This is a genomic window from Paenibacillus sp. J2TS4 (assembly GCF_018403245.1).
Lineage (GTDB): Bacteria > Bacillota > Bacilli > Paenibacillales > NBRC-103111 > Paenibacillus_L.
The window spans coordinates 26763-53002 of sequence record NZ_BOSH01000008.1 but is presented as its reverse complement, the minus strand read 5'-3'; the positions used below and the strand labels follow the sequence as shown (position 1 = coordinate 53002).

The 26240-nt window shown below is 48.4% G+C and carries 22 protein-coding genes and 1 riboswitch; of the genes, 19 read left to right on the top strand and 3 right to left on the bottom strand.

Annotated elements, in window-relative coordinates; translation table 11 throughout:
- Positions 1–208: 208 nt before the first annotated feature.
- Positions 209–1195 (top strand): HRDC domain-containing protein, encoded by a 987-nt coding sequence (locus KJS69_RS17455; protein WP_213585074.1) that lies wholly within the window; start codon positions 209–211, stop codon positions 1193–1195.
- A gap of 51 nt (positions 1196–1246) precedes the next feature.
- On the opposite strand, the gene corA is transcribed toward KJS69_RS17455, so the two are convergent.
- Both corA and KJS69_RS17445 read right to left on the bottom strand, forming a co-directional pair.
- Positions 1247–2182 (bottom strand): magnesium/cobalt transporter CorA, encoded by a 936-nt coding sequence (corA, locus tag KJS69_RS17450; RefSeq protein ID WP_213585073.1) that lies wholly within the window; start codon positions 2180–2182, stop codon positions 1247–1249.
- Positions 2183–2188: 6 nt separating this feature from the next.
- The gene (locus KJS69_RS17445; RefSeq protein WP_213585072.1) at positions 2189–2335 is read right to left on the bottom strand and encodes a hypothetical protein; all 147 of its coding nucleotides are present in this window, start codon (positions 2333–2335) and stop codon (positions 2189–2191) included.
- 309 nt (positions 2336–2644) lie between these two features.
- A riboswitch (SAM riboswitch) is annotated at positions 2645–2765 on the top strand.
- Positions 2766–2899: 134 nt separating this feature from the next.
- Here KJS69_RS17445 and metA point away from each other — a divergent pair.
- The 13 genes from metA (at position 2900) to KJS69_RS17380 (ending at position 17616) form a co-directional block, all read left to right on the top strand.
- The gene (gene metA, locus KJS69_RS17440; protein ID WP_213585071.1) at positions 2900–3829 is read left to right on the top strand and encodes a homoserine O-acetyltransferase MetA; all 930 of its coding nucleotides are present in this window, start codon (positions 2900–2902) and stop codon (positions 3827–3829) included.
- Positions 3830–3964: 135 nt separating this feature from the next.
- Positions 3965–5158 (top strand): aminotransferase class I/II-fold pyridoxal phosphate-dependent enzyme, encoded by a 1194-nt coding sequence (locus tag KJS69_RS17435; RefSeq protein WP_213585070.1) that lies wholly within the window; start codon positions 3965–3967, stop codon positions 5156–5158.
- Positions 5151–6332, top strand: a complete 1182-nt coding sequence (locus KJS69_RS17430) for an aminotransferase class I/II-fold pyridoxal phosphate-dependent enzyme (protein WP_213585069.1) — start codon at positions 5151–5153, stop codon at positions 6330–6332. The genes KJS69_RS17435 and KJS69_RS17430 overlap by 8 nt, the downstream gene beginning before the upstream one ends.
- 249 nt (positions 6333–6581) lie before the next feature.
- Positions 6582–7715, top strand: a complete 1134-nt coding sequence (gene mqnC / locus KJS69_RS17425) for a cyclic dehypoxanthinyl futalosine synthase (RefSeq protein ID WP_213585068.1) — start codon at positions 6582–6584, stop codon at positions 7713–7715.
- Between the two features lie 171 nt (positions 7716–7886).
- The gene (locus tag KJS69_RS17420) at positions 7887–8627 is read left to right on the top strand and encodes a FadR/GntR family transcriptional regulator (RefSeq protein ID WP_213585067.1); all 741 of its coding nucleotides are present in this window, start codon (positions 7887–7889) and stop codon (positions 8625–8627) included.
- Between the two features lie 136 nt (positions 8628–8763).
- Entirely contained in the window at positions 8764–10212 is a 1449-nt protein-coding gene (locus tag KJS69_RS17415) for an aldehyde dehydrogenase family protein (protein ID WP_249730577.1), read from the top strand.
- A gap of 43 nt (positions 10213–10255) precedes the next feature.
- Positions 10256–11164, top strand: coding sequence for an NAD(P)-dependent oxidoreductase (locus tag KJS69_RS17410; protein WP_213585066.1), 909 nt, complete (start codon positions 10256–10258; stop codon positions 11162–11164).
- Between the two features lie 96 nt (positions 11165–11260).
- Positions 11261–12286: a TRAP transporter substrate-binding protein gene (locus tag KJS69_RS17405; protein WP_213585065.1), complete on the top strand. Its 1026-nt coding sequence runs from the start codon at positions 11261–11263 to the stop codon at positions 12284–12286.
- Between the two features lie 239 nt (positions 12287–12525).
- The gene (locus tag KJS69_RS17400) at positions 12526–13053 is read left to right on the top strand and encodes a TRAP transporter small permease (protein WP_213585064.1); all 528 of its coding nucleotides are present in this window, start codon (positions 12526–12528) and stop codon (positions 13051–13053) included.
- Positions 13050–14333 carry a TRAP transporter large permease gene (locus KJS69_RS17395; protein ID WP_213585063.1) on the top strand — a complete coding sequence of 428 codons (1284 nt, stop codon included), beginning with the start codon at positions 13050–13052 and terminating at the stop codon, positions 14331–14333. The genes KJS69_RS17400 and KJS69_RS17395 overlap by 4 nt, the downstream gene beginning before the upstream one ends.
- A gap of 55 nt (positions 14334–14388) precedes the next feature.
- Entirely contained in the window at positions 14389–15576 is a 1188-nt protein-coding gene (locus KJS69_RS17390) for a CaiB/BaiF CoA transferase family protein (protein ID WP_213585062.1), read from the top strand.
- Between the two features lie 30 nt (positions 15577–15606).
- The gene (locus KJS69_RS17385) at positions 15607–16392 is read left to right on the top strand and encodes an enoyl-CoA hydratase-related protein (protein ID WP_213585061.1); all 786 of its coding nucleotides are present in this window, start codon (positions 15607–15609) and stop codon (positions 16390–16392) included.
- Positions 16393–16425: 33 nt separating this feature from the next.
- Entirely contained in the window at positions 16426–17616 is a 1191-nt protein-coding gene (locus KJS69_RS17380) for a M24 family metallopeptidase (protein WP_213585060.1), read from the top strand.
- A gap of 109 nt (positions 17617–17725) precedes the next feature.
- On the opposite strand, the gene coaA is transcribed toward KJS69_RS17380, so the two are convergent.
- Positions 17726–18664, bottom strand: coding sequence for a type I pantothenate kinase (coaA, locus tag KJS69_RS17375; protein WP_213585059.1), 939 nt, complete (start codon positions 18662–18664; stop codon positions 17726–17728).
- Positions 18665–18932: 268 nt separating this feature from the next.
- Between coaA and KJS69_RS17370 the strand changes: the two genes are divergently transcribed.
- The 5 genes from KJS69_RS17370 to KJS69_RS17355 all read left to right on the top strand — a co-directional run bounded on the left by KJS69_RS17370 (position 18933) and on the right by KJS69_RS17355 (position 26183).
- Entirely contained in the window at positions 18933–19802 is an 870-nt protein-coding gene (locus KJS69_RS17370; protein WP_213585058.1) for a putative sporulation protein YtxC, read from the top strand.
- Positions 19803–20651: 849 nt separating this feature from the next.
- Entirely contained in the window at positions 20652–22604 is a 1953-nt protein-coding gene (gene thrS, locus KJS69_RS17365) for a threonine--tRNA ligase (protein ID WP_213585057.1), read from the top strand.
- A gap of 678 nt (positions 22605–23282) precedes the next feature.
- A complete protein-coding gene (locus KJS69_RS30010; protein WP_283777471.1) occupies positions 23283–23411 on the top strand; it encodes a hypothetical protein in 129 nt (42 codons plus the stop codon).
- Between the two features lie 148 nt (positions 23412–23559).
- Complete coding sequence (gene thrS / locus KJS69_RS17360) at positions 23560–25476, top strand: threonine--tRNA ligase (protein WP_213585056.1); 1917 nt, start codon at positions 23560–23562, stop codon at positions 25474–25476.
- 77 nt (positions 25477–25553) lie between these two features.
- Positions 25554–26183, top strand: a complete 630-nt coding sequence (locus KJS69_RS17355; protein ID WP_213585055.1) for a 3D domain-containing protein — start codon at positions 25554–25556, stop codon at positions 26181–26183.
- The last annotated feature ends 57 nt before the right edge of the window (positions 26184–26240 follow it).

Sequence of the window (26240 nt, the reverse complement as noted above, 5' to 3'; positions counted from 1 at the left end):
TACATCTTAACATATCGGGGAGAAGGAAAGTTAATCGCGGAGAGGGGTTGTTGCGCAAATTATTAAATTTAGCAATTGCATTCCATTCCTAATGTAGTATAATAGAGTTACATATATTTGACGCGGAGGAAGCACCTCTCTTATTAACTTTAATAAGAGGGGTGCTTTTTTATTTATCCGCGAATCCATTTAATGAGGAGGAATAGGGATGAATCTGATTTTTTGCAACACATTGGAGAAAGCGACGGGGGAGAATCGAGTCCGTTCTGCTCTTGTGTCCATCTATGAAGAGCATGGAGTATGGCATGTTTTTTGGAATGAGGAGAAGGAGGAGGGACATACCGTAAGGGAGGCCTGGTACGAAGGTTCGATGTGGAACGAAGCGCTGGATAGTTTCCGTGAAGGGCTCGCGGCCAAATTCAAAGAGAACTATATTCCACTTGTTCAAGGGACAGATATGAGGAGGGGAAGGGGGCTGCGCGGAAGTTTCTCACAGATGCTGCAATTTTACAGCGAGACCCATGGACGGTCCGATTTATACGAGAAGTTGAAGCAATGGAGAAAAGAACAGGCAGCGAAGGAGGGCAAATCAGCCTTTATAATTGCGACCAACCGGATTCTGCAAATGCTTAGCGCCTTTGTTCCCCATACAATAGACGAATTAAAGCAGATTCCGGGTTTCGGAGAGCAGCGGCTGTCCAGCTACGGAGAACAATTGGTGCAGCAGCTTAAACCGGTAGCAAGAAGCACATCCTTTCCGTTGAATTGGGTGAAGGAAAAGGTGGATCCCGGATCTTTTGAGAACTGGCTGGTGGAGCAGCATGAGAGAAAAGCCGCAGCCGGAGAGAAGAAAAAGGAATTAAAGCAAAAGCTGCTTCAAGCGATCAGTCAAGGGGAAGCCTTGAACGAAATCGGCCGGATTCTATCGATGGAGCGGCGGGAGCTTATCTTACTGGTGGAGGAATTGGATCGTGAAGGCTATGATGTCAGTCCTGTCATAGACCTAGAGCTGCGAGCGATCGGAAAAACAGAACAGCAGGAAGCGGAACGGCTGTTTCGGGATATGGGGGACCACTACTTGAAGCCGGTTGTGCAGGAGCTCTATTCCGAGGAGGAATTAAAGCAGCGGGATGTCGGCCAAATTTATAACTGGCTCCGTCTTTATCGTCTTAAATACCGCAAGCAAGCGGGGTGATCTTCGGGTAGAGCGTGCCTCAATCTTATGAGGAATGAAGAAGGACAGGCTCTAAAGCCAGTCCTTCTTCCTAAAAATAAATAGCATAGTGATAGCGACAATGACCATGCCAATGAGTACGATAAAGTCAAAGCCCGGAATATCCAGTCCGGGAAGATCGTCGAAGTTCATCCCATAAATCCCGGTGATGAACGTGAGTGGCATGAATATGGTCGTCAAGGCGGTAAAAATTCTCATAATTTCGTTGGCTCGGTTCGCTAGGCTAGATTGATAAGCTTCGCGCAGGTTGGCCATTAAATCGCGAAACGTATCGAATTCCTCAGCGATTTTAACCGCATTTTCGTGGATGTCACTGAAATATTTTTGCAGCCGATCGTCAATAAGCCTCAGTTCTTTTTTGCTCAGGGTAGCGATTAATTCCTTTTGAGGGCCAAGCGTTTTTTTGAGCCATAAGATTTCACTGCGCAAGCCTATAATTTCATTCAAGTGAGATTTCTTCGTATGCATCAGAATATCCTCTTCCAGCTTTTCTATGCGGGCTTCGATCCGATCAGCCACGAGGAAATAATTATCGACGACCAAATCGAGTAAGTGGTAAAGAAAGCGGGATGGAGAATGGGCTTGCTCATCCAGCAAAAGCGGCTTGATTGTCCGGATTTCGTTAATTTTCTGCTTCGTAACTGTAAGGATAAAGTGCTTCCCCAAAAAAATATTTAAAGATCGAAGGAAAATTTCTTCATCGTCAAATCGAATGCTGTTAATGACCATGAAGTAATGGTGCTCATAAATAGCAAGCTTCGGCCGCTGAACCTCCTGGCTCAAGCAATCCTCCACCGCCAGATCATGTAAATGGAATAGAGGCTGCAGCGTTTCGATTTCATCCGCATCCGCATCAATCCAATAGAAGCCGTCTGTCGGTGGAGCTATCGTGCTGGCTACCTCTTCCATCGGCGTAAAGACGCCATTTCTCACCCAGCGTGCTTTCATTAGCTATCACTCTCCCGTGTTGTTTCTCCCCTGAAGAAACAGTCGGGCTCTCCGAACGTTCAGCGAGTGACGGGAACGAACGGACCCGACCGATCTTGCGATGTTGTGGATGATCCGATCCCGATCGGATAATCGCGGTCGGTCTCCGTCCATTTGCTCGTCACCCCTCTGACCTTGTCATTAATTCTTGAATAGTATAACCTGCGGGATGAAATCCATCAAGAATCCATCTGCCCCTTATCATTTGAAGGGCTGCAAGCTTCATGATCCGCTAAAGGATACTCGCGACTTGAGTCATGAGTTGCTGACACCTGCCATATTGAATGGGGAGGTTTGCTTTTGGCAAGCGGGTTAAGGGGGTATGGCTGCCATTCCTTCTTTCTCTGCCGTTCAGCCCTTGACGGATAGGTTTTTTTGGGCTAGAGTAGACTGTAACTAGATTCATTAATTGAATAATGCAAACTCTTATCAAGAGCAGGTGGAGGGACTAGCCCGATGATACCCGGCAACCGACATTCCTTGTAGCCAAGGAGCGCACGGTGCTAATTCTTGCAGAAGCTTAGACGCTTCTGAGAGATGAGAGAGGACACACGGATAATCAAGCCGCCTTTCTCAATGAGATGGGCGGTTTTTTAATCATTAAAACGCCCTCTCCACAAGTTGTTGGTTTTAAGATGACACAATTGACAAACAAATGATGAATAAGGAGGGATTCAGATGCCGATCAAAATTCCCGATCATTTGCCGGCTAAAGAAATTCTGCATCAAGAAAACATATTTGTGATGGGTGAACAGCAGGCCTTTCACCAAGACATCCGTCCTCTTAAAATTGCCATTCTGAATTTGATGCCGACGAAAGAAACGACGGAGACGCAGATTCTGCGGCTGCTGGCCAATACGCCACTTCAGGTTGAATTTGTATTGCTGCATCCGAAGTCTCATACGTCCAAAAATACTTCTCTTGAGCATTTGGAAATGTTCTACAAAACATTTGACGATATTAAGGATCAGCAATTTGACGGAATGATCATTACCGGAGCTCCGGTCGAGCAGTTAAATTTTGAAGAAGTTAATTATTGGGAAGAGCTGCAGCAAATTATGGACTGGACCAAAGAGAACGTGACCTCCACTCTTCATATATGTTGGGCTTCCCAAGCCGGCTTGTACCATCATTACGGAATTCCCAAGTACAAGCTGGACAAGAAGATTTTTGGAGTGTTTCCCCACGTGGTAAATAAGCAGAACGTGAAGCTGCTGCGCGGATTCGATGAAGTGTTTTACGTTCCCCAATCGAGACATACGGAAGTGAGAATTGACGATATTGAACAAATAGAGGAGCTTGAAGTGCTGTCGGTTTCCGAGGAAGCGGGAATGTACATTACGGCCACTAAAGATGGCAGACAAATATTTGTTACCGGTCATTCCGAATATGACTCCAATACGTTAAAATGGGAGTACGATCGTGATATTGAAAAGGGACTGGATATAGATATCCCCAAAAACTATTACCCTAACGACGACCCGTCCAAACCCCCATTCATCCAATGGAGAGCTCATGCCAATCTGTTATACTCCAATTGGCTTAACTATTATGTTTACCAGGAAACTCCTTACGATTGGAATGCTTCCAAATCATTGCAGAAGTAAATGAATGATTGCTGCCAACGGGCGAATCAGGTGGACTCAGGCTCCACCTGAAGCCATGCTTGGGATAGTTGGTGACAGATCGGCTAGGGTCTGTTCTCGCTTAAATACTCATTAAATAGAGGGGGATAATTTGATATGGAATTCGAAAGTCGTCTCGCCCAAATCGGTTCTATCTCGGAGCCAGTCACGGGAGCGGTTAGCTTCCCGATCTACAACGCAACAGCCTTTCGTCATCCGAGGCTCGGAGAAAGCACCGGATTTGATTATTCCCGAACGAAAAATCCTACCCGCACCGTTCTCGAGGAGGCCATCGCTGATTTAGAATCGGGGGATGCCGGTTTTGCCTTCAGCTCCGGAATGGCGGCGCTGCAAACTATTTTTGCTATGTTCGGTCAAGGGGATCACTTATTGGTATCGCTGGATTTGTACGGCGGAACTTATCGGCTGATCGAGCAGGTTTTGAATCGCTTTGGTATTACGGCATCTTATGTGGATACGAATGATCTGGATGAGCTGGAGCGCAATTGTACGGCCAATACGAAAGCGGTTCTTATCGAAACGCCAACTAATCCATTGATGAGAATTACCAATTTGCGGAAGGTGTCGGAGTGGGCGAAGGGCAGAGGTTTGCTGGTGATCGTGGACAATACGCTGCTAACTCCTTTTTTCCAAAGACCGCTGGAGCTTGGTGCAGATCTGGTCATCCACAGTGCAACCAAGTATCTGGGTGGCCACAATGACGTGCTCGCTGGATTGATCGTGACCAAGGGCAAGGAACTAAGTGAGCAAATCGGCTTTTTGCAAAATTCGATTGGCGCCGTTCTGGGGCCTAACGATTCCTGGCTGTTAATGCGGGGGATGAAGACGCTCGCCCTGCGAATGGAAAGACATCAGTTCAACGCTACGCAAATTGCCAAATTTTTGACCGAGCATGCACTGGTAGAAGAGGTCTATTATCCCGGCCTGGAGAGCCACCCTGACCAAGTACTGCAAAGCAAGCAATCTTCGGGAAATACCGGAATTCTCTCCTTTAAAGTAAGAAAGGCCCGGTATGTCGATCCCATTCTGCGTCATATCCGGTTGATAGCTTTCGCTGAAAGCCTGGGTGGCGTCGAATCTTTAATGACCTATCCAGCGGTTCAGACACATGGCGATATTCCGGTGGAAATTCGCAATCGGGTCGGGGTGAATGACCGGCTTCTGAGATTCTCGGTTGGCATCGAGCACATCGATGATTTAATTAGCGATCTGGCTCATGCCTTCGATGCGGCATTGGCGGAGGAGCATGCAGAAGGACAGGTCCAAGAAGGAGGTCAAAGTAATGACTAAAGAGCAGATAGCAGAGAAAGAAGCTGCAGCCCGCCCTGATTTTTCCACTCGTCTTATTCATTTTGGCTCCGAGATTTGTAAACAAACGGGAGCCGCCAGTATTCCTATTTATCAGGCGTCTACGTTTCATCATTTTGACATTGAGCAGCCCCCGGAATTCGATTATTCCCGTTCCGGCAATCCGACGCGTCAAGTGCTGGAGGAGTATATAGCGACCTTGGAAGGGGGAGCAAGAGGCTTTGCCTTTTCCTCGGGAATGGCAGCTATATCGGCGGCGTTCTTCATGCTGTCAGCAGGGGATCATGTTATCTGTACGGAGGATGTTTACGGGGGAACTTACCGGTTTCTGACGACAGTATTGAACCGGATGAATATCGACACAACGTTCGTCGATATGACCGATCTCGATCGCGTCAAGGCAGCGCTGCGGCCCAATACTAAAGCGATCTATATTGAGACGCCCTCCAATCCGACTTTAAAAATTACGGATATTGAGGCGGTTGTCTCCTGGGCCAAGGAGCATCAGCTGCTGACGATGCTGGATAATACCTTCATGACCCCTTATCACCAAAGACCGCTCGAACACGGAGTGGATATCGTGCTGCATAGCGCCACTAAATTTCTGGGCGGGCACAGCGATGTGCTCGGAGGTCTCGCCGTGGCAGCCAATGAAAAGCTGGGAGAACAATTAAAGCAAATACAGAACGGACTGGGCTGCGTGCTGGGCGTGCAGGATTCCTGGCTGCTCATCCGCGGAATGAAGACCTTGCAGGCCCGGATGGAAGTCTCCGAACGAGGCGCGGCGCGCTTATCCAGTTGGTTGGCCGGCCGCCTGGATGTAGCTAAAGTTTATTACCCCGGACTGGCGGATCATCCTGGACGAGCCATTCATGAGAAGCAGTCCAAAGGCTACGGAGCCGTTGTTTCCTTCGATCTGGGAAGCGGGGAGAAAGCGAAGCGGCTGCTGTCCCGGGTGCGTATTCCGATAGTGGCGGTAAGCCTGGGGGCCGTCGAAAGCATCCTGTCCTACCCGGCCATGATGTCCCATGCGGCTATGCCCAGAGAAGTCCGGCTTGAGCGGGGAATTACCGATGGTTTGCTTCGTTATTCTGTCGGTCTGGAATCGATCGATGACATTATCGCCGATTTGGAGAGAGCTCTCGCCGAGGATTAATTATTCCTTCAAAGCTGTTTAAGCGTGTTAGGGAACTGGGAGCAATTTGTTGACAAAACCTGCCGTATACTTGCAACGTACGCGAGTTTGTGGCGTGCGTTGCCGTGTTTCAGGACGGATGATCGTCTCTTGTTTGGAAATGGCTGCGTAAAAAGTAATGACGTTCAGGTCCCCTTTATGATACGATGAAAGAATCGATGAGATATGGTTGGCCTTTGGCAGCCATGGATAGGAAGGGATGTGGGGGACTTGAGTTCCATAGACCGAATTTTACAAAAAGCGTTGGATGGTCAGAGAATCGATTTGGAAGAATGCATTGCCTTGTTCGAATCTGATCAAATTGAAAAAATGGGGCATGCGGCTAATCAAATTATGAAACGCTGGCACCCGGAACCGATTACGACCTTTGTAGTCGGCCGCAATATTAACTATACGAACGTATGTGATGTCTATTGCCGTTTCTGTGCTTTTTACCGTCCGCCGGGTTCCGAAGAAGGGTATGTTTTGCCGGACGAGACGATTTTTCAGAAAATCCAGGAAACCCTCGACGTCGGAGGGACTGAAATCTTAATGCAGGGTGGAACGAACCCGAATCTGCCTTTTACGTACTATACCGATTTGCTTAGTGAAATTAAAAAGCGTTTTGACATTCAAATGCACTCCTTCTCTCCTGCCGAAATTTTGAAAATGAAAGAAGTATCCAACGGGTTGACCTTGGAGGAAGTCGTCCGGGAACTACGGGACGCGGGTCTGGACTCTCTGCCGGGCGGCGGAGCAGAAATATTGGATGATCGCACGCGCCGTAAGATCAGCCGTCTTAAAGGCTCATGGCGGGACTGGATCGAGGTCATGGAGACGGCTCACAACCTTGGAATGCATACGACGGCCACGATGGTGATCGGATTCGGCGAATCGATGGAGGAGCGGGCCCTTCATCTGCTTAGAGTTCGCGAATCCCAGGACAAGTGTATAGAACGGAAGTTCAATACACCTGGCTACCTGGCGTTCATTCCATGGACATTCCAGCCCGATAACACTCGGCTGAAGGCGGAGAAGTCGACGCCGGAGGAATATTTGAAGACGCTGGCGATCAGCCGGATTACGCTCGATAACATTCCTAACTTCCAATCTTCCTGGGTCACGATGGGCCCGGAAATCGGCAAGCTTTCTCTTCAGTACGGCTGTAATGATTTCGGCAGCACGATGATTGAGGAGAACGTGGTCTCTGCAGCGGGCACAACTCATAAGGTGAATATCGGCACTATTCTCAAGCTCATTCGCGAGGCTGGCAAAATACCGGCACAGCGTAACACCCGCTACGAGATTATTCGGATGTTCGAAGAGTCTGACGCAGTGGATAAAGACTTTATTATGCAGAATTAAACCAAATTTCTGGCCACAATAAACCAGTCCCGATGTCCGGATAGGTTCCGGAATCGGGGCGGTTTTTTTGTCAAATCTAGAAAGGGCGGTGAAATTTAATATTAGATTGACAAAAAAGGAATTCGGCCTTTATATAAAAATTACGTACTTTAACAAGGAGGTCACTTGGTGATGAAGAATGATTTAATCCCCATCGAGAACAAAAAAATATTCGAATTGATTCTCAATCAAATTCTGGATCTGATTGCGGAGAAAAAGCTTCTCCCTGGCGATGAAATCATGCCTGAGCGTGAATTGGCACAAACGCTTAATGTGAGCCGTTCTTCGATTCGCGAAGCTTTTAAAGTGCTGGAAGTTATGGATCTGATCGAGGTCAAGCCGAGGGAAGGGAAAATACTCAAGGTGCCTTCCGTGTCCAGCTTGTTAAAGCTATTTCCGATGATGCTGCTCGCCACTCACGAGGAGCCGCATGGGGAATTGTATGAAATCCGCAAATGCTTTGAAGTATGCTCTGCGCAGATGGCGGCTGAGCGAAGAACGGAAGAGGATTTGAAGGCGATCAAGGCGCAATTGGATAGAATGCTGGCCAGCAAAGACGAGCAGGAGGATCTGATCTCCGCCGACGTCATGTTTCACCGTGCCATTACCCAGGCAGCGGGGAATAGTTTGTTTAATGCCGTGATGGAAGTGATAGCGGGATTGATGCAGTACAGTGTCGCATTTACTAAAAAAACTCTGGCTTCTTATCCGAATTATAACAACATTATTTATGAGCAGCATTATGATATCTATATGGCGATCAAGGACCAGAATGGTCAGCTTGCGGGAGAGAAAATGTTCTATCATATCGACTATTCTCAACAGAGAGTCAACGCGGAATTTATAAATAGTCAATTAAAAAGTGACGAATAACTGGGAAAATCCCCTGATAGAGAGAAAAAGTAGTGTTGACAATTTTGTGTCGGCCCCCTTATACTCTGTTTATAGGTTCGTTGGTCTGACCAACGAACCATGGAAATTATTTACTGAGTAAAAGGAGCTGAACGATTTGAGCCGTTATCAAAATTATATTGGCGGGGAATGGGTAGATGCAGCTAGTGGCGACACTTTTGTAAGCGTTAACCCGGTTAACACAACGGAAGTATTGGGCGAATTCGCCAAATCCGACGAAACCGATGTAACCGCTGCCGTAGAAGCTGCAGCGAAAGCTTTTCCGGAATGGCGGAGCACGCCGGCTCCGGTACGGGGACAAATCTTCTTCAAAGCGGTTCAAAAGCTGGAGGAGCGCGCGGACGAATTTACGACTGAGTTAGCCAGAGAAAGTGGAAAGACGTTGGCGGAAGCACGCGGTGAGGTCAATCGTTCGATCGCGGCCATGCGGATTTTAGCCGGAGAATCGACACGGCTTTGTGGCCAAACAATTCCATCGCAAACCCCCGGAGTTTTCGCTTATACTACACTAGAACCTGTCGGTGTCGTCGCGTTGATCGCTCCGTGGAACTTTCCTCTCGGAATTGCGGCCTGGAAGATTACTCCCGCGTTAATAGCAGGCAATACGGCGGTGTTCAAGCCGGCGAGCAACACCCCGCTGATCAGCGTGATGTTCATTCAACTGCTGGAGGAATGCGGCCTTCCCAAAGGCGTGCTGAATATGATTACCGGTCCAGGAGGTCCCGCCGGCAGAGTATTGTCGACGCATCCGCAGGTTAAAGCCCTATCGTTCACAGGCTCGACAGAGGTTGGAACCGCACTGGGCAAAATCGTATGCGAGCGCGGCGCTCGGATGCAAGCGGAAATGGGCGGCAAGAACCCGTTCGTCATTCTGGCCGATGCGGATCTCGACCTTGCGGTAGATCATATTATATTCGGCGGGTTTGGCGAATGCGGTCAAAGATGTACAGCAACCAGCCGCGTAATCGTAGAGCGGTCGGTGGCGGAGGCATTAACCGACAAGCTGGTTAGCAAAGCGAAGCAAATTACAGTAGGCAATCCTCTGGATGCCGAGACGACAATGGGCGCTGTAGTCGATGTAGGACAAGTCAAAACCTTCGAGCACTATGTTGCCATCGGCAAGCAGGAAGGAGCAAAGCTGCTTCTTGGCGGAAATCGTCTGACAGAAGGAGAATATGCAAACGGTTACTTCGTAGAGCCGACGATCTTTACCGATGTCACTCCCGAGATGACGATTGCCCAGGAAGAAATCTTCGGACCGGTAGTCTCGATCATGGTCGTCGATTCCTTCGAGCAGGCTCTGGAGTGGTCGAACCACGTGCCGTTCGGTTTATCCTCTACGATTTATACGAACGATCTGCGTAAAGCGCAAGCTTATATTGATGGAATTGAAGCTGGGGTAACCCATGTCAATTTGCCAAGCACCTATAGTGAATCGCAGTTCCCCTTTGGCGGCATTAAGCAGACAAGCCTGGGACCGCGTGAGCAAGGTAAGTCTGCTATCGAATTTTATGTCGAGTTGAAAACGGTTTATATGAAAGCTTAACGGCTGATTATAGACTTTCATAACTAGAAATGGGGAATGGAATATGAAAAAGGCTGGTATTATCGGCGTGGGCGCCATCGGCAAAGGTGTGCTGAAGCATTTGATTAAACATGGCTTCGATGTCGTCGCCTATGACAAATCAGAATCAGGCAAGTCCAACATCGCTGCATTAGGCGGCAAATCGGCCCAGGCTCCGGATGAAGTGGCTAGGCATGCAGATATTCTGTTCCTCAGTTTGCCGGGACCGCAAGTCGTGCGTGAGCTTCTGGCAGGGGAAAGAGGCATTATCAACAGCCTCAAGGAAGGCTCGTTTATAGCAGATCTCAGCACCATTGATCCTTCTACCACTAAAGAAATGGCCGCTCTTTGTTCGCAAAGAGACATTTCGTACTTTGATTGTCCGGTCAGCGGAGGACCGGATGGGGCGGATGCCGGAACATTGACCATTATGGTCGGCGGACCGGAAGAGAAATTTCACCAGCTGCTCACCACATTGAAATGTGTAGGAAGCAATATTGAATATATCGGAGATACCGGATTAGCACAGACCCTCAAATTATGCCACAACATGGTCGTAGCCGCGACGACCGTCGCCCTCGGGGAAGCCTTCGCCACAGGCGTTAAACAAGGGCTCGATATTAAACAAATGGCGGACGTCATCGGCAAAAGCGTCGGAAGCAGCCGCACTCTCGCTTTCTTCGGTCCGAATATTATCAACGACACCTACGAGAACATCAAGTTCATGCTCAATCATATGCACAAGGACATGGAGCTCTACGTCAAGATGGCTCAGGAAAATCTGATTCCTTCCTTCATCGGCTCCACGACCTACAATCTATATCATGCGGCTAAAACACAAGGCAAAGGCAATCTCGATCATACGGCTGTCTGCCAAGTTATCGAAAATTTGGCGGAAACCAAACTGGTTAATCAGGTAAGCATAGCTAAGTAAATAAAAGTTGTAAAGCGATTTCCTCCGTCTTCTGCCGACCCTATGCGGCCGAAGCAGAAGGCCGGGGCGAAACGCCATACTAGGGGGAGGCCTTTTATGAAAACCGTTAGGAATCAAGCATTGTGGCTCGCATTAGTTTGTTCCATCCTCATTATTGTAACCGGTTGCGGAAGCAATACTTCGGCGGCTGGCAAAGGTACAGGCTCATCCGGAGAGGTAATGACCCTTAAGTTTTCTGCTATCAACAACGCCAAGCACCCGGCTGTAAGGGCCATCAACGAAAAATTCAAAGTGCTGGTCGAAGAGAAAAGCAATGGGGCGATCAAGGTTGAAGTATTCGACAATGGTCAATTGGGCGGAGAACGGGATGTTATTGAGCATTTGCAGTTAGGCACGGTGCATATGGCCTATGTAAGTCCTGTATTAGGAAATATTGATCCGAAAATAAATATTTTAGATCTGCCTTATCTATTTAAGGATTACGCTCATCTGGATTCTGTATTGGACGGACCGCTCGGACAGGAAATTTTATCGGACCTCCCTAGTAAGAAACTTCACGGCTTTGCTTATCTGGAGAACGGCTTCCGTCAAGTCACCAATGGCAAGAGAGAGATCAACACACCGGAAGATTTAAAAGGCTTGAAAGTCCGCGTGCCGGAAGCGCCGATTTCGATCGCCAACCTGCAAGCGCTCGGCGCCAATGTAGTCACTCTAAGCTTCAATGAACTGTATAGCGGCTTGCAGCAGCAAGTTGTCGACGGACAAGAAAACGCTTACCCGACAATCAATTCCTCGAAATTTTACGAAGTCCAGAAGTATGTGGCGGAGACGAATCATATGTGGGGCTCCTTTATTATTGTCGGCAGCGAGAAATGGTTCGCCAAATTGCCGGATGATCAGAAGAAAATTATTGAGGAAGCCGCTTTTGAAACGAGCAAATACCAAAGAGAAATATTCCGCGAGGAGCAAGAGAAAGACAAGCAGACCCTCATGGATAATGGAATGAAGGTGACTACTCCTGATCTGGAACCCTTCCGTGCGCTCAGTGCACCGGTTTACGAAGATTTTTATCAAAAAAATCCTCAATTAAAAGATTTGGTGGAGAGAATTCGCGGGGAATAATATATAAGCTGAGCTAATGATTGGATAGCTCATGAAGTGGAGAAAGAAAGATGCTTCCAGGGCGAGTTTTGGCTTTGTATTCCTACCATCCGAAGGCCTATCCCATAAATAAGGAATACGAAACAAGATGTTTGAAGCTTCGGGGGCACTTTCCTTCGGAACGGAATGAGAGCTATTCTTTAGTGTCGCTTATATATAGATTGTATGACGAATGAAACCAGCCGAAAGGAAGAGTTCAAATGATTACAGATTCCGAGAAAGGACCGGTTGGAAAATCTTCGGTTTTAGAAAAATTGGAGATAGGATTTCTCGCTATTGTGATGATGGTCATGACCGCGCTGGTGTTGGCCCAGGTGTTCTACAGATTCTTTATGGAAAGCTCGCTTACCTGGTCGGAAGAGTTGGTTCGTTTCTTAATGATCTGGATGACCTTCTTCGGGGCGGTTATCGCCCTGAGGCAAAATTTGCACATCCAAATCGATAACTTGATCGTAAAGCTGCCTGTTAAAGCTAAAGTGGTGTTCCTGATCATCCGGTCTGCCGCCATGCTGGTATTTCTCGGTTTGATGATGGCGGGGAGCTTCTCCTTGTTGGAAATTGCCGGATTTCAGACCTCTCCGGGACTTTCGATCAAAATGAGCTATGTCTATTCCGTTATCCCGATTACGGCTGCTCTCATGATGCTGATTACGATCATCCGCCTGTGGACGGACATCAAGCAGGCCGTGAGCGACAAGAAATCCCAACCCAACGGGGGGACCCTATGATGATACTGCTTATATTCGCCATTGTTTTATTGATCTCCATCATTTTGAGTATACCGATCTTTATTTCTCTTGGAATTTCCGCTCTGGTTCTGTTCTTGCTGAATACGGGAGAGGTTCCGGTGGAGATGATCGGGCAAAAAATGTTCGTCGGCATCGACAGCTTTCCACTTCTGGCTATTCCGTTGTTTGTCCTGGCCGGGGAACTGATGAATACCGGAAGCATCGCTGGACAGATTGTCAACTTTACGAGAGCTATCGTGGGAAGAATTCGCGGCGGTTTGGCTATGGTCGGCATCGGGACAGGGGTATTCTTCTCGGGAATTTCCGGCTCGGCTTCCGCAGATACGGCGGCCGTCGGAGCTACACTGATCCCGGCGATGAAGAAAGAAGGGTATCCGGCTGATTTCTCGGCGGGGGTAGTCGCTGCCGCAGGATCGATTGGTCCGATTATCCCTCCCAGTATCCCGCTTATTATTTATGGCGTCATCGCTGAGGTGTCGATTGGTAAATTGTTTGTCGGCGGGTACATTCCGGGGCTGATGATGAGTCTGGCTTTTATCCTGACCGTCTTTATTATTGCCAAAAGAAAGATGTTTCCGATAAGCGATAAAATCACTTTCAAGCAATTTTTAAAAATTACACTGAAAGCGTCTCCAACGCTTATGCTGCCCGTCATTATTATGGGGGGAATCGTAACCGGTATCTTTACCGCTACGGAAGCGGCTGCTGTTGCCGCCGGATATGCCTTTCTGCTATCGGTTTTCGTATTCCGGGAAATCAAGATTAAAGATTTAATGAACGTATTTGGCCGCGCCGCTTTAACGGCCGCTGTTGTCATGATTATAATGGCAACCGCTAATTTACTGTCGTGGACGTTGACGACCCAACAAATCCCGCAGCAAGTATCGGCCACGATTCTGTCGGTTTCCGACAATCCTTTTATCATTCTGCTGCTTATTAATCTAGTTGTATTACTGGCAGGAATGTTTTTGGACGCGGTGTCCATCCTGATTATTCTGACACCGATCTTTTTCCCGACGATTCTCGAGCTCGGAGTAGACCCGATATTATTCGGTGTTATGGTGACCGTCAATCTAAGTATCGGAGTGTTGACTCCGCCGGTCGGATTGAATCTATTCGTAGCCTCGTCGATTGCCAAGGTCGATGTGCTGCAGGTATTCCGGGCGTCGATCCCATTCATTCTGTGCATTATCATTACCATCTTGCTTATGATGATCTTCCCGCCTGTCGTAACTTTTTTACCTTCTCTTATGAAGTAACCCTATTAAATAAATAGAACGATACTATCGAATTGAGTTTAAAGGAGTGTACAACATGCTGCCCTTACAAGGAATTCGCGTACTCGATATATCACAAATCATGGCAGGTCCTTACTGTACGATGGTTCTTGGAGATTTGGGGGCTGAAATCATCAAAGTCGAAAAAATTAACGGCGGCGACGATTCCAGGCAAATGGGTCCCTTCGTCAATGGAGAATCGACCTGTTTTGCGCAAATCAATAGAAATAAAAAAGGGATAGCCTTGAATTTGAAAAGCGAGCAGGGGAAAGAAATATTTTATGAGCTGGCTAAATCTGCGGACATTCTTGTGGAAAATAATCGTCCGGGAGTAACCAAGTCGCTGCAAATTGATTATGACACGATTAAGACAATCAATCCCGGCATCGTCTACTGTTCTATCTCGGGATATGGCCAGACGGGTCCTTATGCGCATAAGGGCGGATTTGATCTGGTCGCTCAAGGGATGTCCGGCCTGATGAGCATGACGGGCGAAGAAGGCAAGAAGCCGATGAAATCGGGGATTGCCGTCTACGATATTGGAGCGGGTCTTACCGCCACTTACTCCATTCTTGCCGCTTATATTCATAAGGTAAAAACCGGGAAAGGACAACATGTTGACGTGTCGCTCGTAGAAAGCGGGCTGCCGTGGTTTATTTGGGAAGCGGCCGCCTATTTCACCAATGGGACTATTCCGGGTCCGACGGGCTGGCGTCATCGGGTTCTGGCTCCCTATCAATCTATCAAAACGCAGGACGGCTATATGATGCTGGGATGTGCCAATCAACGGACCTGGGAACGATTTTGTACCGATGTGTTGGAGAAACCGGAGTGGATCGAAGATGCCCGATTCAAGACCAATACCGACCGGAAGCAAAATGTGGAGGAGCTGGAGGCGATGATTGAAGAGATTCTCGCCGGGCAGCCCAACAAGGTCTGGATCGAAAAATGCGAGAAAGCCGGCGTCCCGTCCGGACCCATTAACAATTTCGAGCAAGCGCTTCGGGACCCGCATTATTTGGCGCGAGGTATGGTGCAGGAGCTGGAGCATCCTGTCATCGGCCTGATGAAAACGATCGGCATTCCAACCAAATTTTCTTTGACTCCCGGACAGATCCGGACCCCCTCCCCGACGTTCGGTCAGCATACCAACGAAGTATTGGAAGCTGTCGGGCTATCGGCAGATTCCATTCAGAAGCTGCGTGAAGAAGGGGCTATTCAATGAACATCCAACAGGGATGAACGGAGGTTGAACATGTCTGAAAACTATGTATATATGGAGAAAAATGGTGAAATCGCCACCGTCTATTTAAATCGTCCAGACAAACGAAATGCGATGAATTACCAAATGTGGGTTGCGATCGGTGAACTGATGGATCAATGCGAGCAGGACAAAGAAATCAAATTTGTCGTTTTTCGTGGAGTGGACGAATCGGCTTTTGCCGCGGGAGCGGACATTAGTGAGTTTAAAACATTGCGTTATACAGCGGTGGCTGCGGATCGTTACAATCGAGCCACACTCGTCGCGGAGGAAAAAATTATGCATCTCTCCAAACCGACGATTGCCATGATCCAGGGCTTTTGTGTCGGCGGCGGCTGCGAAATAGCTTTAGCTTGCGATTTCCGTTTTTCCGATGGGTCCGGCAAGTTTGGCATCACGCCGGCTAAGCTTGGTCTTGTATACAATTTACCCGGAACGAAAAATTTGGTTGACCTGGTGGGACCGGCTAAAGCGAAGGACATCTTGTTTACGGGGCGGCTCTTGGATGCCGAAGAGGCTCTCAACATCGGGTTAATAGACCGCATCTATTCAAGCGATGAAATCAAGGCCAAAACTTACGAATATGCCGAAGGAATTTGCCGGAATGCGCAGTTTGCCGTCCGCGGCTCGAAATATATTATCGGCAAAGTATGCGAGGGAGAAACTCGGGATACGGATGAAATCGCCAAGCTGGTCCTGGATTCCTTTGAAACGGAAGACTATCGGGAAGGGGTTGACGCGTTTCTCGAGAAACGAAAGCCTAAATTTACTTACTCCTGAATCGGAAGAGGTGTTGGAAAGGAAGGAACAACGATGGAGCCAACTAGCTATCAAAGCCGCCTGAGCCGGTTACAGGCTAAAATGCAGGCACAGGCTATCGATGGAATGCTGATTGCGCAAAATGTGGATTTATATTACTTGACTGGCTCGATGCAGACCGGATTTATGTTTGTTCCTGCCGAAGGAGAGCCTCGATATTATGTCAGGCGAAGCTTGAGCCGGGCGATCACGGAGTCTTACATGCCTGTCGAGGAGCTCGGATCGCTGAGAATGTTCGAATCCAAATTGGCGCAAACGTTTACCGAAATCTTTCGCGAAGGAGCCCGTCCGGTCATAGCGGCTGAATTCGATGTCCTTCCGGTTCAGTGGTATCATCGTTTGCAGGCCGCTCTTCCTCGCGTGGAATGGGTGGATGGGTCTACCCTCATACGTGAAACTCGAATGATCAAGACGAACGATGAAATAGCTCAGATCAAACAAGCTGCTGCTGTAATCGATCACGCTTTCGAAGAAGGGCTGGATGCCCTTCAGGAGGGAATGAAGGAAATAGAACTGATGAGCCTCATTGAGAAGGCCATTCGGTTGCAAGGGCATTTGGGGATGATGCGGACGCGCGGCTTTAACCAAGAAATCATCACCGGTGTAGTAGGGGCGGGAGAGGCGATTGCGCAGCCGACCTACTTTGACGGCCCGACCGGAGGGCTTGGAATGAGCGCGGCCAGCCCGCAAAGCTCCAGCGTTCGCAGGATTCGCAGGAACGAACCGATCCTGATCGATATCGGCTGCTGCATTAACGGCTATGTCATCGATCAGACGCGGACGGTCGTCATCGGCGAGCTTCCTGACGATTTATACGCCGCCTATTTACTCGCAGAAGAAGTGCTTCGTTCGACGGAGACGAGGCTGCAGCCGGGTGCGGTGTGCCAGGAATTATACGCTGCTTCGCTGGAGCAGGTGGATCCAAGCGGGTTGCGGGAGCATTTTATGGGGTACGGGGCCGAGCAGGTTAAATTTATCGGACACGGCATCGGCTTGGAAATGGATGAGTATCCGGTACTGGCCAAAGGATTTCAATACCCGCTGGAGCCGGGCATGGTCCTAGCCATCGAGCCCAAATTTACGTTCCCTGGACAGGGCGTTGTCGGGATAGAAAATAGCTATGTCATAACCTCCGCCGGATATGAGCAGCTTACGGTTTCCCGTGAAGGACTTATCACCCTCTAGGCTGGCTGGTGAAACCTTACCGCAGTAACAAGAGCTGCTTCGTCTCCTGCGGAATAGAATATTATCGCGCGCACAGTCTCGATTTTCCGGAAATGCCCGGAATCGGGACTCATTTTTTTATATGGACGGATTTGAGCTTATGTTGTTCCGTCTTAGTCAGAATAAGATCTGCACGGCTTCGTGTAGGTAAAATGTTATGGATTAAATTCGAATAATTAATTTCCTGCCAAATGCTGCGGGCCGTATCTACCGCCTCCGTTTCCGTCAGGGTTGAGTATTTGTGAAAGTAAGAATGCTCGCTTTGAAAGGCCGTGTTTCGTAATATTTTAAACCGATCAATGTACCAGTTCTCTATCAATGCACTATCCGCATCGACGTATATGGAGAAATCAAAAAAATCCGATACAAAAACGTCCGGGGCAGAATTTAAAGTGTTCGTTTGCAGTACATTAAGCCCTTCCATAATGACAATATCGGGCTGGATCACCCGTTGCTTCTTACCCTTAACAATATCGTATTCCAAATGAGAGTAGACAGGGCATTCGACTTGGGGAACGCCGGATTTAACATCCGCCAAAAATTGAATCAGCCTCCGCGTGTCATAGCTTTCAGGAAATCCCTTCTTGGCCATGATTCCCCTCTGAACCAGCACTTCATTAGGATACAGAAATCCATCAGTAGTGACCAGATCCACACGAGGATGGGAAGGCCCGCAGGAGAGCAGCTTTTGCAGTAAACGGGCGGTAGTGCTCTTGCCTACGGCTACACTGCCGGCAATCCCGATAATAAAGGGCACGGTTCCAGAAGCTTTTTTCAGGAAAAGGTTTTTCGCTTGCCGCATGGCTATAGTTGTTTCGACGATGAGATTCAACAGCTTTGAAAGCGGAAGATAAGCTTCTCGAATTTGCTCCAGGGAAAGAGACTCATTAATCCCCTGCAGAGCCAGCAGGTCTTCAGCAGTAAGCGATGAGCTTTCGGATGAGTCATCGTACAATTTTCCCCATTCGGGTGGAGTGAAGGTCGTATAAGGGGAATAGGGGCTATTCATATAAAACCACATCCTGCCGCGTATTATTAAAAGCTTGGAATTAACTTTTCTTAGGTTAAGGTATAACTTGATTTTCTAACCACATAAGGAAGTTATCATTTTTTCCTGAATCCCTCAATTTTATTTAGCGATAAGAAAAGCATCTTCCCTACAACCTCATTTACCCACAACTTCCAATGTTTACATCATATAAAGTTTAATCGTATATCTCCATTTCGACCACCATATACTTAAAAAAGAACTTTCGTTCGGAAAGGAGTGGTGCGGGATGAAGCTGTTTCAATTATACTTGCCGGAGATGCCGGATAATCATTATGCTGTCTTGGTTCAAACGTTAAAAAAGGAACTGCAAAAAATAAATAGATCGGATAACGTATACCAGCTGTATTACGATGCCGGCCGCTTCACGGTAACCATTCATTGGGTTTCAGGGGAACAGGGAGTATTAAAACAGGAGACGCGTAAAATAGCGGGAACGGCTGTAGGCCGCGTGCTGGCGGAATACATCGTTGACTGTGAGGAGTTAAAAATTATCCATCGAATTATTGTTAAAGAGTACCGCTGCAGTCAAGAAGAGACAGATAAAATTTCTTGCTACTGCAAGGAACTGTTGGATGGTTCTTCGGAGGATGCCCATCCGTTCGATATTAAAAGACGGCGGAAAGCGAAAGTATCGTCGGCCATCCAGTCTTATTTACTGGAAACTCCAGTCCTTCATCTTACAGGATTTATGCGGTTCAGACTGGGGGATTATACTAGGGAGCTCGAGGAGGCTGTCGATTACGCGGTTGAAGAAATGATGATGGAGCAGCAGTATCAGGATTTTATTTCCTTGCTGAAATATTATGTATATGTGCAGGATACGGTCATTCCTGCCGCTCATTTGATGCACAAGGGCGGACATGAATTCCAATTGCTTAACGAGCATATGAAGCCGATAGACCCGAAGCTGTTTCATATAAATCGGGGGGAAGTGTTCGATGCGGAGGAGAGCGAGGAGGACCTGATCGTCAGTGCGCTGCTTTCGGTCTCTCCACAAAAAATTTACATTCATACCCGAGAGCCCGAGCTTCAGGTGATCAAAACGATTCAACAAATTTTTGAGCACCGAGTGGAATTGTGCACTCTTCATTCTTGATTCCTTAGCGGATTGTGGCGAGTTCTGGATTTGATATTGATTTCGGTGTAAACCCTCAAAGCCATACTTTAAAAAGGATCCATAGACCTCAATAAAATGCCAGCAATAAAATGCTGCTTGACCATCCGACATGATGAATTTATAATTGATAATCAAACAAGCATCTACTATAGTAAACACTGCTTAACTCCGTTGCATATAGTAAATGAAATAACGGCAGGCCATGACCAAAGACATGACCCTTGTCCGGACTGCACAGAGAGAGGAGCCTTGGGCTGCAAGCTCCTTCTGATTCCGGGAGAGGCGTTACCCCTTTGCAGCTGTGATATGGAACCCGCATTGAGCTTATCGTTCGGAGACTCTGGAGAATGAATACCCGATGGCTACAGATTGGATATGGATGTATCCCATGACCGTCTCGATAAGCGATGCGAAAGTAAATGTCACCGGATTATTCCCGTTACCGAATACTTAGAGGATTCGTGTTACACGAATCGAATAAGGGTGGAACCACGGGCAGAACGCACTCGTCCCTTTTGGGGCGGGCTGCGTTTTTTTGCGTTCATTTAAGACGCGGTGAGAATAGCAGGGGGGCCACTGCAAAAGTGCAGTGGTTTGGACCTATTCGGCATCCTGGCGATGAATCTACTGCGAAAGTACAGCAGAATCAGCTAATTTCTTCCCCTTTTCGCCAAAAACGAAAAATCGCCTGCACATTTGCAGCCAATCCTTGAAAACGGGTAGTTTTTTATCGATTTGTCTGCACATTTGCAGTCAGCCTTAGGGCAAGCTCGCGAGTGCATTGGAAAGAATCAACGAAATTCAAGAAAAACATTGGAGGGTTTACAGATGGCTATTCAAGTTACTTTTCCGGATGGAGCGGTCCGGGAGTATGAGCAGGGAACGACTGTGGAGGAAGTGGCCGGTTCGATCAGCTCCGGCTTGAAGAAAAATTCGGTGGCCGGCAAGATTAATGGGCAAGTCGTAGATTTGAACCGGACGATCGACGCGGACAGCAAGGTAGAAATCGTCACGCTGGACAGCGAAGACGGGCTGGAGGTATATCGACACAGCACTGCGCATTTGATGGCTCAGGCGATCAAGCGCATTTATGGCGAGAAGAAGGTGAAGCTGGGCATCGGTCCGGTCATCGAGGACGGGTTTTATTACGATATCGATTTGGAGACGCCGCTGTCTTCGGATGATCTGGCCAAGATCGAAGCCGAAATGAACAAGATCATCAAGGAGAATCTGCCGATCCAAAGACGGGTTGTCCGCCGCGAAGAGGCGCTGCGCATCTTTGAAGAGCTGGAGGACCCGCTGAAGCTGGAGCTGATCCGGGATTTGCCGGAGGATTCGGTCATTACGATCTATGATCAAGGGGAATTTTTTGATCTCTGTCGCGGACCGCATCTGCCGTCCACAGGCCGGATCAAGGCATTCAAGCTGCTCAGTGTAGCGGGAGCTTATTGGCGCGGAGATTCGAAGAACAAGATGCTGCAGCGAATCTACGGTACGGCATTCCCGAAGAAGTCGCAGCTTGATGAGCACCTGCATCTGCTCGAGGAAGCCAAAAAGCGCGATCACCGCAAGCTGGGAAGAGAATTAAAAATCTTTTCTTTTTCGCGGGAAGTAGGGCAAGGTCTGCCGCTGTGGCTGCCGAATGGAGCGAAGCTTCGCCGCACGATGGAGCGCTATATTGTCGATTTGGAGGAGCGTCTCGGCTATCAGCATGTGTACACTCCGGTGTTGGCAAACGTCGATTTATACAAAACTTCCGGACACTGGGATCATTATCAGGAAGACATGTTTCCTGTCATGAAGATGGATAATGAGGAATTGGTTCTCCGTCCGATGAACTGTCCTCACCATATGATGATTTATAAAAGCGAAATGCACAGCTACCGCGATTTGCCGCTGCGTATTGCCGAGCTGGGCACGATGCATCGCTATGAAATGTCCGGGGCGTTGACCGGTCTTCATCGGGTGCGGGCGATGACTTTGAATGATGCTCACATCTTTTGCCGCCCTGATCAGATCAAGGAGGAATTTACGCGTGTCGTCAACTTGATTCGTGAAGTCTATCGCGACTTCGGCATCGAGGAATACCGTTTCCGTCTATCGTACCGTGATCCGAAGGATACCGAAAAATACTTCCCGAACGATGAAATGTGGGAAATGTCCCAACGAATGCTGCGAGAGGTTGTCGAAGAAATGGGGCTCCCGTTCTACGAGGCGGAAGGGGAAGCGGCATTCTACGGGCCCAAGCTGGATGTGCAGATCAAAACGGCTTTGAAAAAAGAAGAAACCTTGTCCACGGCCCAGCTTGATTTTCTGCTCCCGGAAAGATTCGAATTGGAATATGTCGGTGAAGATGGACAGAAGCATCGCCCGGTCGTCATTCATCGTGGCATTATCAGCACCATGGAAAGAATGACGGCGTTCCTGCTGGAGAATTTCGCCGGCGCTCTTCCGACGTGGCTGGCTCCGATTCAGGCCAGAGTGCTGCCCGTTTCGCCCTCTTACAATGATTATGCCCGCCAAGCGGTTGAAGCACTGCAAGCGGCAGGAATTCGCGCGGAAGCCGACGAGCGCAACGAGAAGCTCGGCTACAAGATCCGTGAAGCTCAATTGGAGAAAATCCCTTTTATGCTTGTAGTAGGGGAGAACGAGGAAAAGGGCGGAACCCTCTCTATTCGTCGAAGAGGGCAAGGGGATATAGGTGCTCACAGTATAGAAGATACAGCTAACATGATTCTGGAAGAAATACGCAGCAAAAAGCATCAAGATACGGGCGAATAAAACATGATTATGTAAATCGTTCAGAACTCATATTGGGCATGGAAAATTATGCGAAGCACGCCCCAAGTTTTTTTGAAGCCAAGTTAGTCCAGTGTATGTGAAGCAAAGTAAATCTAAGAAAAGCAGCATATGACTCTAAAGGCCATGACCAAAGACATGACCCTTGTCCGGACTGTACAGAGAGAGGAGCCTTGGGCTGCAAGCTTCTTCTGATTCCGGGAGAGGCGTTACCCCTTTGCAGCTGTGATATGGAACCCGCATTGAGCTTATCGTTCGGAGACTCTGGAGAATGAATACCCGATGGCTACAGATTGGATATGGATGTATCCCATGACCGTCTCGATAAGCGATGCGAAAGTAAATGTTACCGGATTATTCCCGTTATCGAATACTTAGAGGATTCGTACAGCCATTTTAATTCCGATTTCTATCGGTTTTAGGCCCTCAGCTATTGTGTGGGCGAACTGAATCAGGCGAAGAAGAGGCTCATTCGGCTTCGGTGCCTGGTTACCTGATGCTGGTCCGGCAGCCGTTTAGGTTGTCTGAACACATCTTGGACATGGGCGAATCGAATAAGGGTGGAACCACGAGCAGAACGCACTCGTCCCTTTTGGGCGGGCTGCGTTTTTTTGCGTTCATTTAAGACGCGGTGAGAATAGCCAGGGGGCGAATGCAAAAATGCAGTGGTTTGGACCTATTCGGCATCCTGGCGATGAATCTACTGCGAAAGTACAGCAGAATCAGCTGATTTCTGGTTATTTTCGCCAAAAACGAAAAATCGCCTGCATATTTGCAGCCAATCCTTGAAAACGGGTAGTTTTTTATCGATTCGCCTGCACATTTGCAGTCAGCCTTAGGGCAAAGCAGCGATTGGCCTTGGCAAGAGCTGCGGGGAGCACAGCTCCTTAGACAAAAGAGTCAACGAAATTTCAAGAAAAACATTGGAGGGTTACAGATGGGGATTCAAGTTACTTTTCCGGATGGAGCGGTCCGGGAGTATGAGCAGGGAACGACTGTAGAGGAACTGGCCGGTTCGATCAGCTCCGGCTTGAAGAAAAATGCGGTGGCTGGCAAGATTAATGGGCAAGTCGTAGATTTGAACCGGACGATCGACGCAGACAGCAAGGTAGAAATCGTCACGCTGGACAGCGAAGACGGGCTGGAGGTATATCGACACAGCACTGCGCATTTGATGGCTCAGGCGATCAAGCGCATTTATGGCGAGAAGAAGGTGAAGCTGGGCATCGGTCCGGTCATCGAGGACGGGTTTTATTACGATATCGATTTGGAGACGCCGCTGTCTTCGGATGATCTGGCCAAGATCGAAGCCGAAATGAACAAGATCATCAAGGAGAATCTGTCGATCCAAAGACGGGTCGTCAGCCGCGAAGAGGCGCTGCGCATCTTTGAAGAGCTGGAGGACCCGCTGAAGCTGGAGCTGATCCGGGATTTGCCGGAGGATTCGGTCATTACGATCTATGATCAAGGGGAATTTTTTGATCTCTGTCGCGGACCGCATCTGCCGTCCACAGGCCGGATCAAGGCATTCAAGCTGCTCAGTGTAGCGGGAGCTTATTGGCGCGGAGATTCGAAGAACAAGATGCTGCAGCGAATCTACGGTACGGCATTCCCGAAGAAGTCGCAGCTTGATGAGCACCTGCATCTGCTCGAGGAAGCCAAAAAGCGCGATCACCGCAAGCTGGGAAAGGAGCTGGAGCTGTTCCTCTTCTCCGAAGAAGCTCCTGGCATGCCTTTTTATTTGCCTAACGGTACTATCCTTCGGAATGAATTGGGGCAGTTTTTAAGAGGGCTTCAGCAATCCCGCGGGTACGAAGAGGTGAAGACTCCTTTAATGCTGAATCAGCGATTGTGGGAACAATCGGGACATTGGGATCATTATTGCGACAATATGTATTTCACGGAAGTCGATGAAGCCCGATTTGCTTTGAAGCCGATGAATTGTCCGGGTCACATGCTGCTTTACAAGCATCGGCTGCGCTCATACCGGGACCTGCCCATTCGTCTGGCAGAATTCGGCCAGGTTCACCGCCATGAATTATCGGGAGCTTTGAACGGGATGTTCCGAGTGAGAACCTTCTGCCAGGATGACGCTCACCTGTTCGTTCATCCCGATCAAATCGAAGAAGAAATTGAGCAGGTCCTCAACCTTATAGAATATATTTACGGTATATTTGGTTTCGAATACCGAATGGAGCTGTCGACGAGGCCGGACGATTCCATGGGATCGGAGATGTTATGGGAACGCGCCGAAACAGCTCTGGCCCATGTGCTTGCAAGAAGGGGTGTGAATTTCACTGTCAATGAAGGAGACGGTGCTTTTTACGGACCTAAAATTGACTTCCATATTCTCGATTGTTTGAAGCGCAGTTGGCAGTGTGCTACCGTTCAACTGGATTTTCAAATGCCGGAGAAATTTGACCTGTCCTTTATCGGCGAGGATAACGAAAAGCATCGTCCCGTAGTTATCCATCGTGCAGTATATGGCTCGATCGACCGGTTTATAGGAATTCTGACCGAGCATTATGCGGGAGCCTTTCCGCTTTGGCTTGCCCCCGTGCAGTTGGTTATCCTTTCCGTATCGGATAAATTCAATGCTGATGTTCTCCAGTTGCGGGAGAAATTTCAAGGGAACGGAATTCGGGCAGAAGCGGATTGCCGCGGAGAAAAGCTGGGCTACAAAATACGCCAGGCCCAGCTCCGTAAAATCCCATATATTCTGGTCGTTGGCGAACAAGAGGTAGCCAGTGGGACGGTAAGTGTACGCAGACGGGGAGAGATTCTGGGTGAATATCTTCCAGATCATATAATAGAAAGGCTGCGGGAAGAAATTACGGCAAAAAGAGTCGACTAGATTATTTTCCGCTATTTACCAAATGTATAAACGGCCATCATTTGGGCATCCTCCCCTATTAGGGAGGGTATCCAAATATGTTTTCCTTGACCTTGCGTCAAAAGTGGCTTCACCTGTTTCTGCTTTTTATCGTTGTCCTTACACTGGCAGGGATGCTTGCTAGTGAGTCTGAAGCTTTTATCGAAGCTGATCAGCTAAGCGCCCAGACTACGTCATCCTCGTCTATCGGCCGTTTTGACGCGGAAGCGGCAGACACCGCTGAATTCACAGATTATGAGCTTCTCTTTTCCAATCTGCAGCAAGCGGAAACGGTGGAAGTCGTCGCTACCGGCTATTATGCCGGTGTCGAATCCACAGGTAAGCATCCGGGACATCCCGGCTATGGGATTACGTATTCCGGCGTCAAAGTTAGAAGGGAAAAGGATGGATTTTCGACCATTGCCGCTGACCCTAAAGTGTTTCCAATCGGAACGTTGATGTATATACCGGGGTACGGATTTGGCGTGGTAGCGGATACCGGAGGTGCCATTAAAGGAAAAAAAATAGATCTGTATTTTCAAACCAAAGATCAGGTTTACTCCGAGTGGGGTAAACGAAGCGTCAAGGTGTATGTGCTTAGACGGGGAGACGGCAGTGTGACCGAGGTGATGATGGACCGTCTTAATTCGGGGCAGGCCATTCCTGTCGATTTTCCGTTAACTCCATAAAAGTTTGAGCTTAGCAGCCCGTTGCCGAACGGGTTGCTTTTTTAAAATTTGGGGCTC

What these genes read in the sequence shown, in the direction of transcription:
- KJS69_RS17455 (WP_213585074.1), top strand. Translation starts at nt 209, where the DNA reads ATGAATCTGATTTTTTGCAACACATTGGAGAAAGCGACGGGGGAGAAT.
- corA (WP_213585073.1), bottom strand. Translation starts at nt 2,182, where the DNA reads ATGAAAGCACGCTGGGTGAGAAATGGCGTCTTTACGCCGATGGAAGAG.
- KJS69_RS17445 (WP_213585072.1), bottom strand. Translation starts at nt 2,335, where the DNA reads ATGGACGGAGACCGACCGCGATTATCCGATCGGGATCGGATCATCCAC.
- metA (WP_213585071.1), top strand. Translation starts at nt 2,900, where the DNA reads ATGCCGATCAAAATTCCCGATCATTTGCCGGCTAAAGAAATTCTGCAT.
- KJS69_RS17435 (WP_213585070.1), top strand. Translation starts at nt 3,965, where the DNA reads ATGGAATTCGAAAGTCGTCTCGCCCAAATCGGTTCTATCTCGGAGCCA.
- KJS69_RS17430 (WP_213585069.1), top strand. Translation starts at nt 5,151, where the DNA reads ATGACTAAAGAGCAGATAGCAGAGAAAGAAGCTGCAGCCCGCCCTGAT.
- KJS69_RS17420 (WP_213585067.1), top strand. Translation starts at nt 7,887, where the DNA reads ATGAAGAATGATTTAATCCCCATCGAGAACAAAAAAATATTCGAATTG.
- KJS69_RS17410 (WP_213585066.1), top strand. Translation starts at nt 10,256, where the DNA reads ATGAAAAAGGCTGGTATTATCGGCGTGGGCGCCATCGGCAAAGGTGTG.
- KJS69_RS17405 (WP_213585065.1), top strand. Translation starts at nt 11,261, where the DNA reads ATGAAAACCGTTAGGAATCAAGCATTGTGGCTCGCATTAGTTTGTTCC.
- KJS69_RS17400 (WP_213585064.1), top strand. Translation starts at nt 12,526, where the DNA reads ATGATTACAGATTCCGAGAAAGGACCGGTTGGAAAATCTTCGGTTTTA.
- KJS69_RS17395 (WP_213585063.1), top strand. Translation starts at nt 13,050, where the DNA reads ATGATGATACTGCTTATATTCGCCATTGTTTTATTGATCTCCATCATT.
- KJS69_RS17390 (WP_213585062.1), top strand. Translation starts at nt 14,389, where the DNA reads ATGCTGCCCTTACAAGGAATTCGCGTACTCGATATATCACAAATCATG.
- KJS69_RS17385 (WP_213585061.1), top strand. Translation starts at nt 15,607, where the DNA reads ATGTCTGAAAACTATGTATATATGGAGAAAAATGGTGAAATCGCCACC.
- KJS69_RS17380 (WP_213585060.1), top strand. Translation starts at nt 16,426, where the DNA reads ATGGAGCCAACTAGCTATCAAAGCCGCCTGAGCCGGTTACAGGCTAAA.
- coaA (WP_213585059.1), bottom strand. Translation starts at nt 18,664, where the DNA reads ATGAATAGCCCCTATTCCCCTTATACGACCTTCACTCCACCCGAATGG.
- KJS69_RS17370 (WP_213585058.1), top strand. Translation starts at nt 18,933, where the DNA reads ATGAAGCTGTTTCAATTATACTTGCCGGAGATGCCGGATAATCATTAT.
- thrS (WP_213585057.1), top strand. Translation starts at nt 20,652, where the DNA reads ATGGCTATTCAAGTTACTTTTCCGGATGGAGCGGTCCGGGAGTATGAG.
- KJS69_RS30010 (WP_283777471.1), top strand. Translation starts at nt 23,283, where the DNA reads ATGCAGTGGTTTGGACCTATTCGGCATCCTGGCGATGAATCTACTGCG.
- thrS (WP_213585056.1), top strand. Translation starts at nt 23,560, where the DNA reads ATGGGGATTCAAGTTACTTTTCCGGATGGAGCGGTCCGGGAGTATGAG.
- KJS69_RS17355 (WP_213585055.1), top strand. Translation starts at nt 25,554, where the DNA reads ATGTTTTCCTTGACCTTGCGTCAAAAGTGGCTTCACCTGTTTCTGCTT.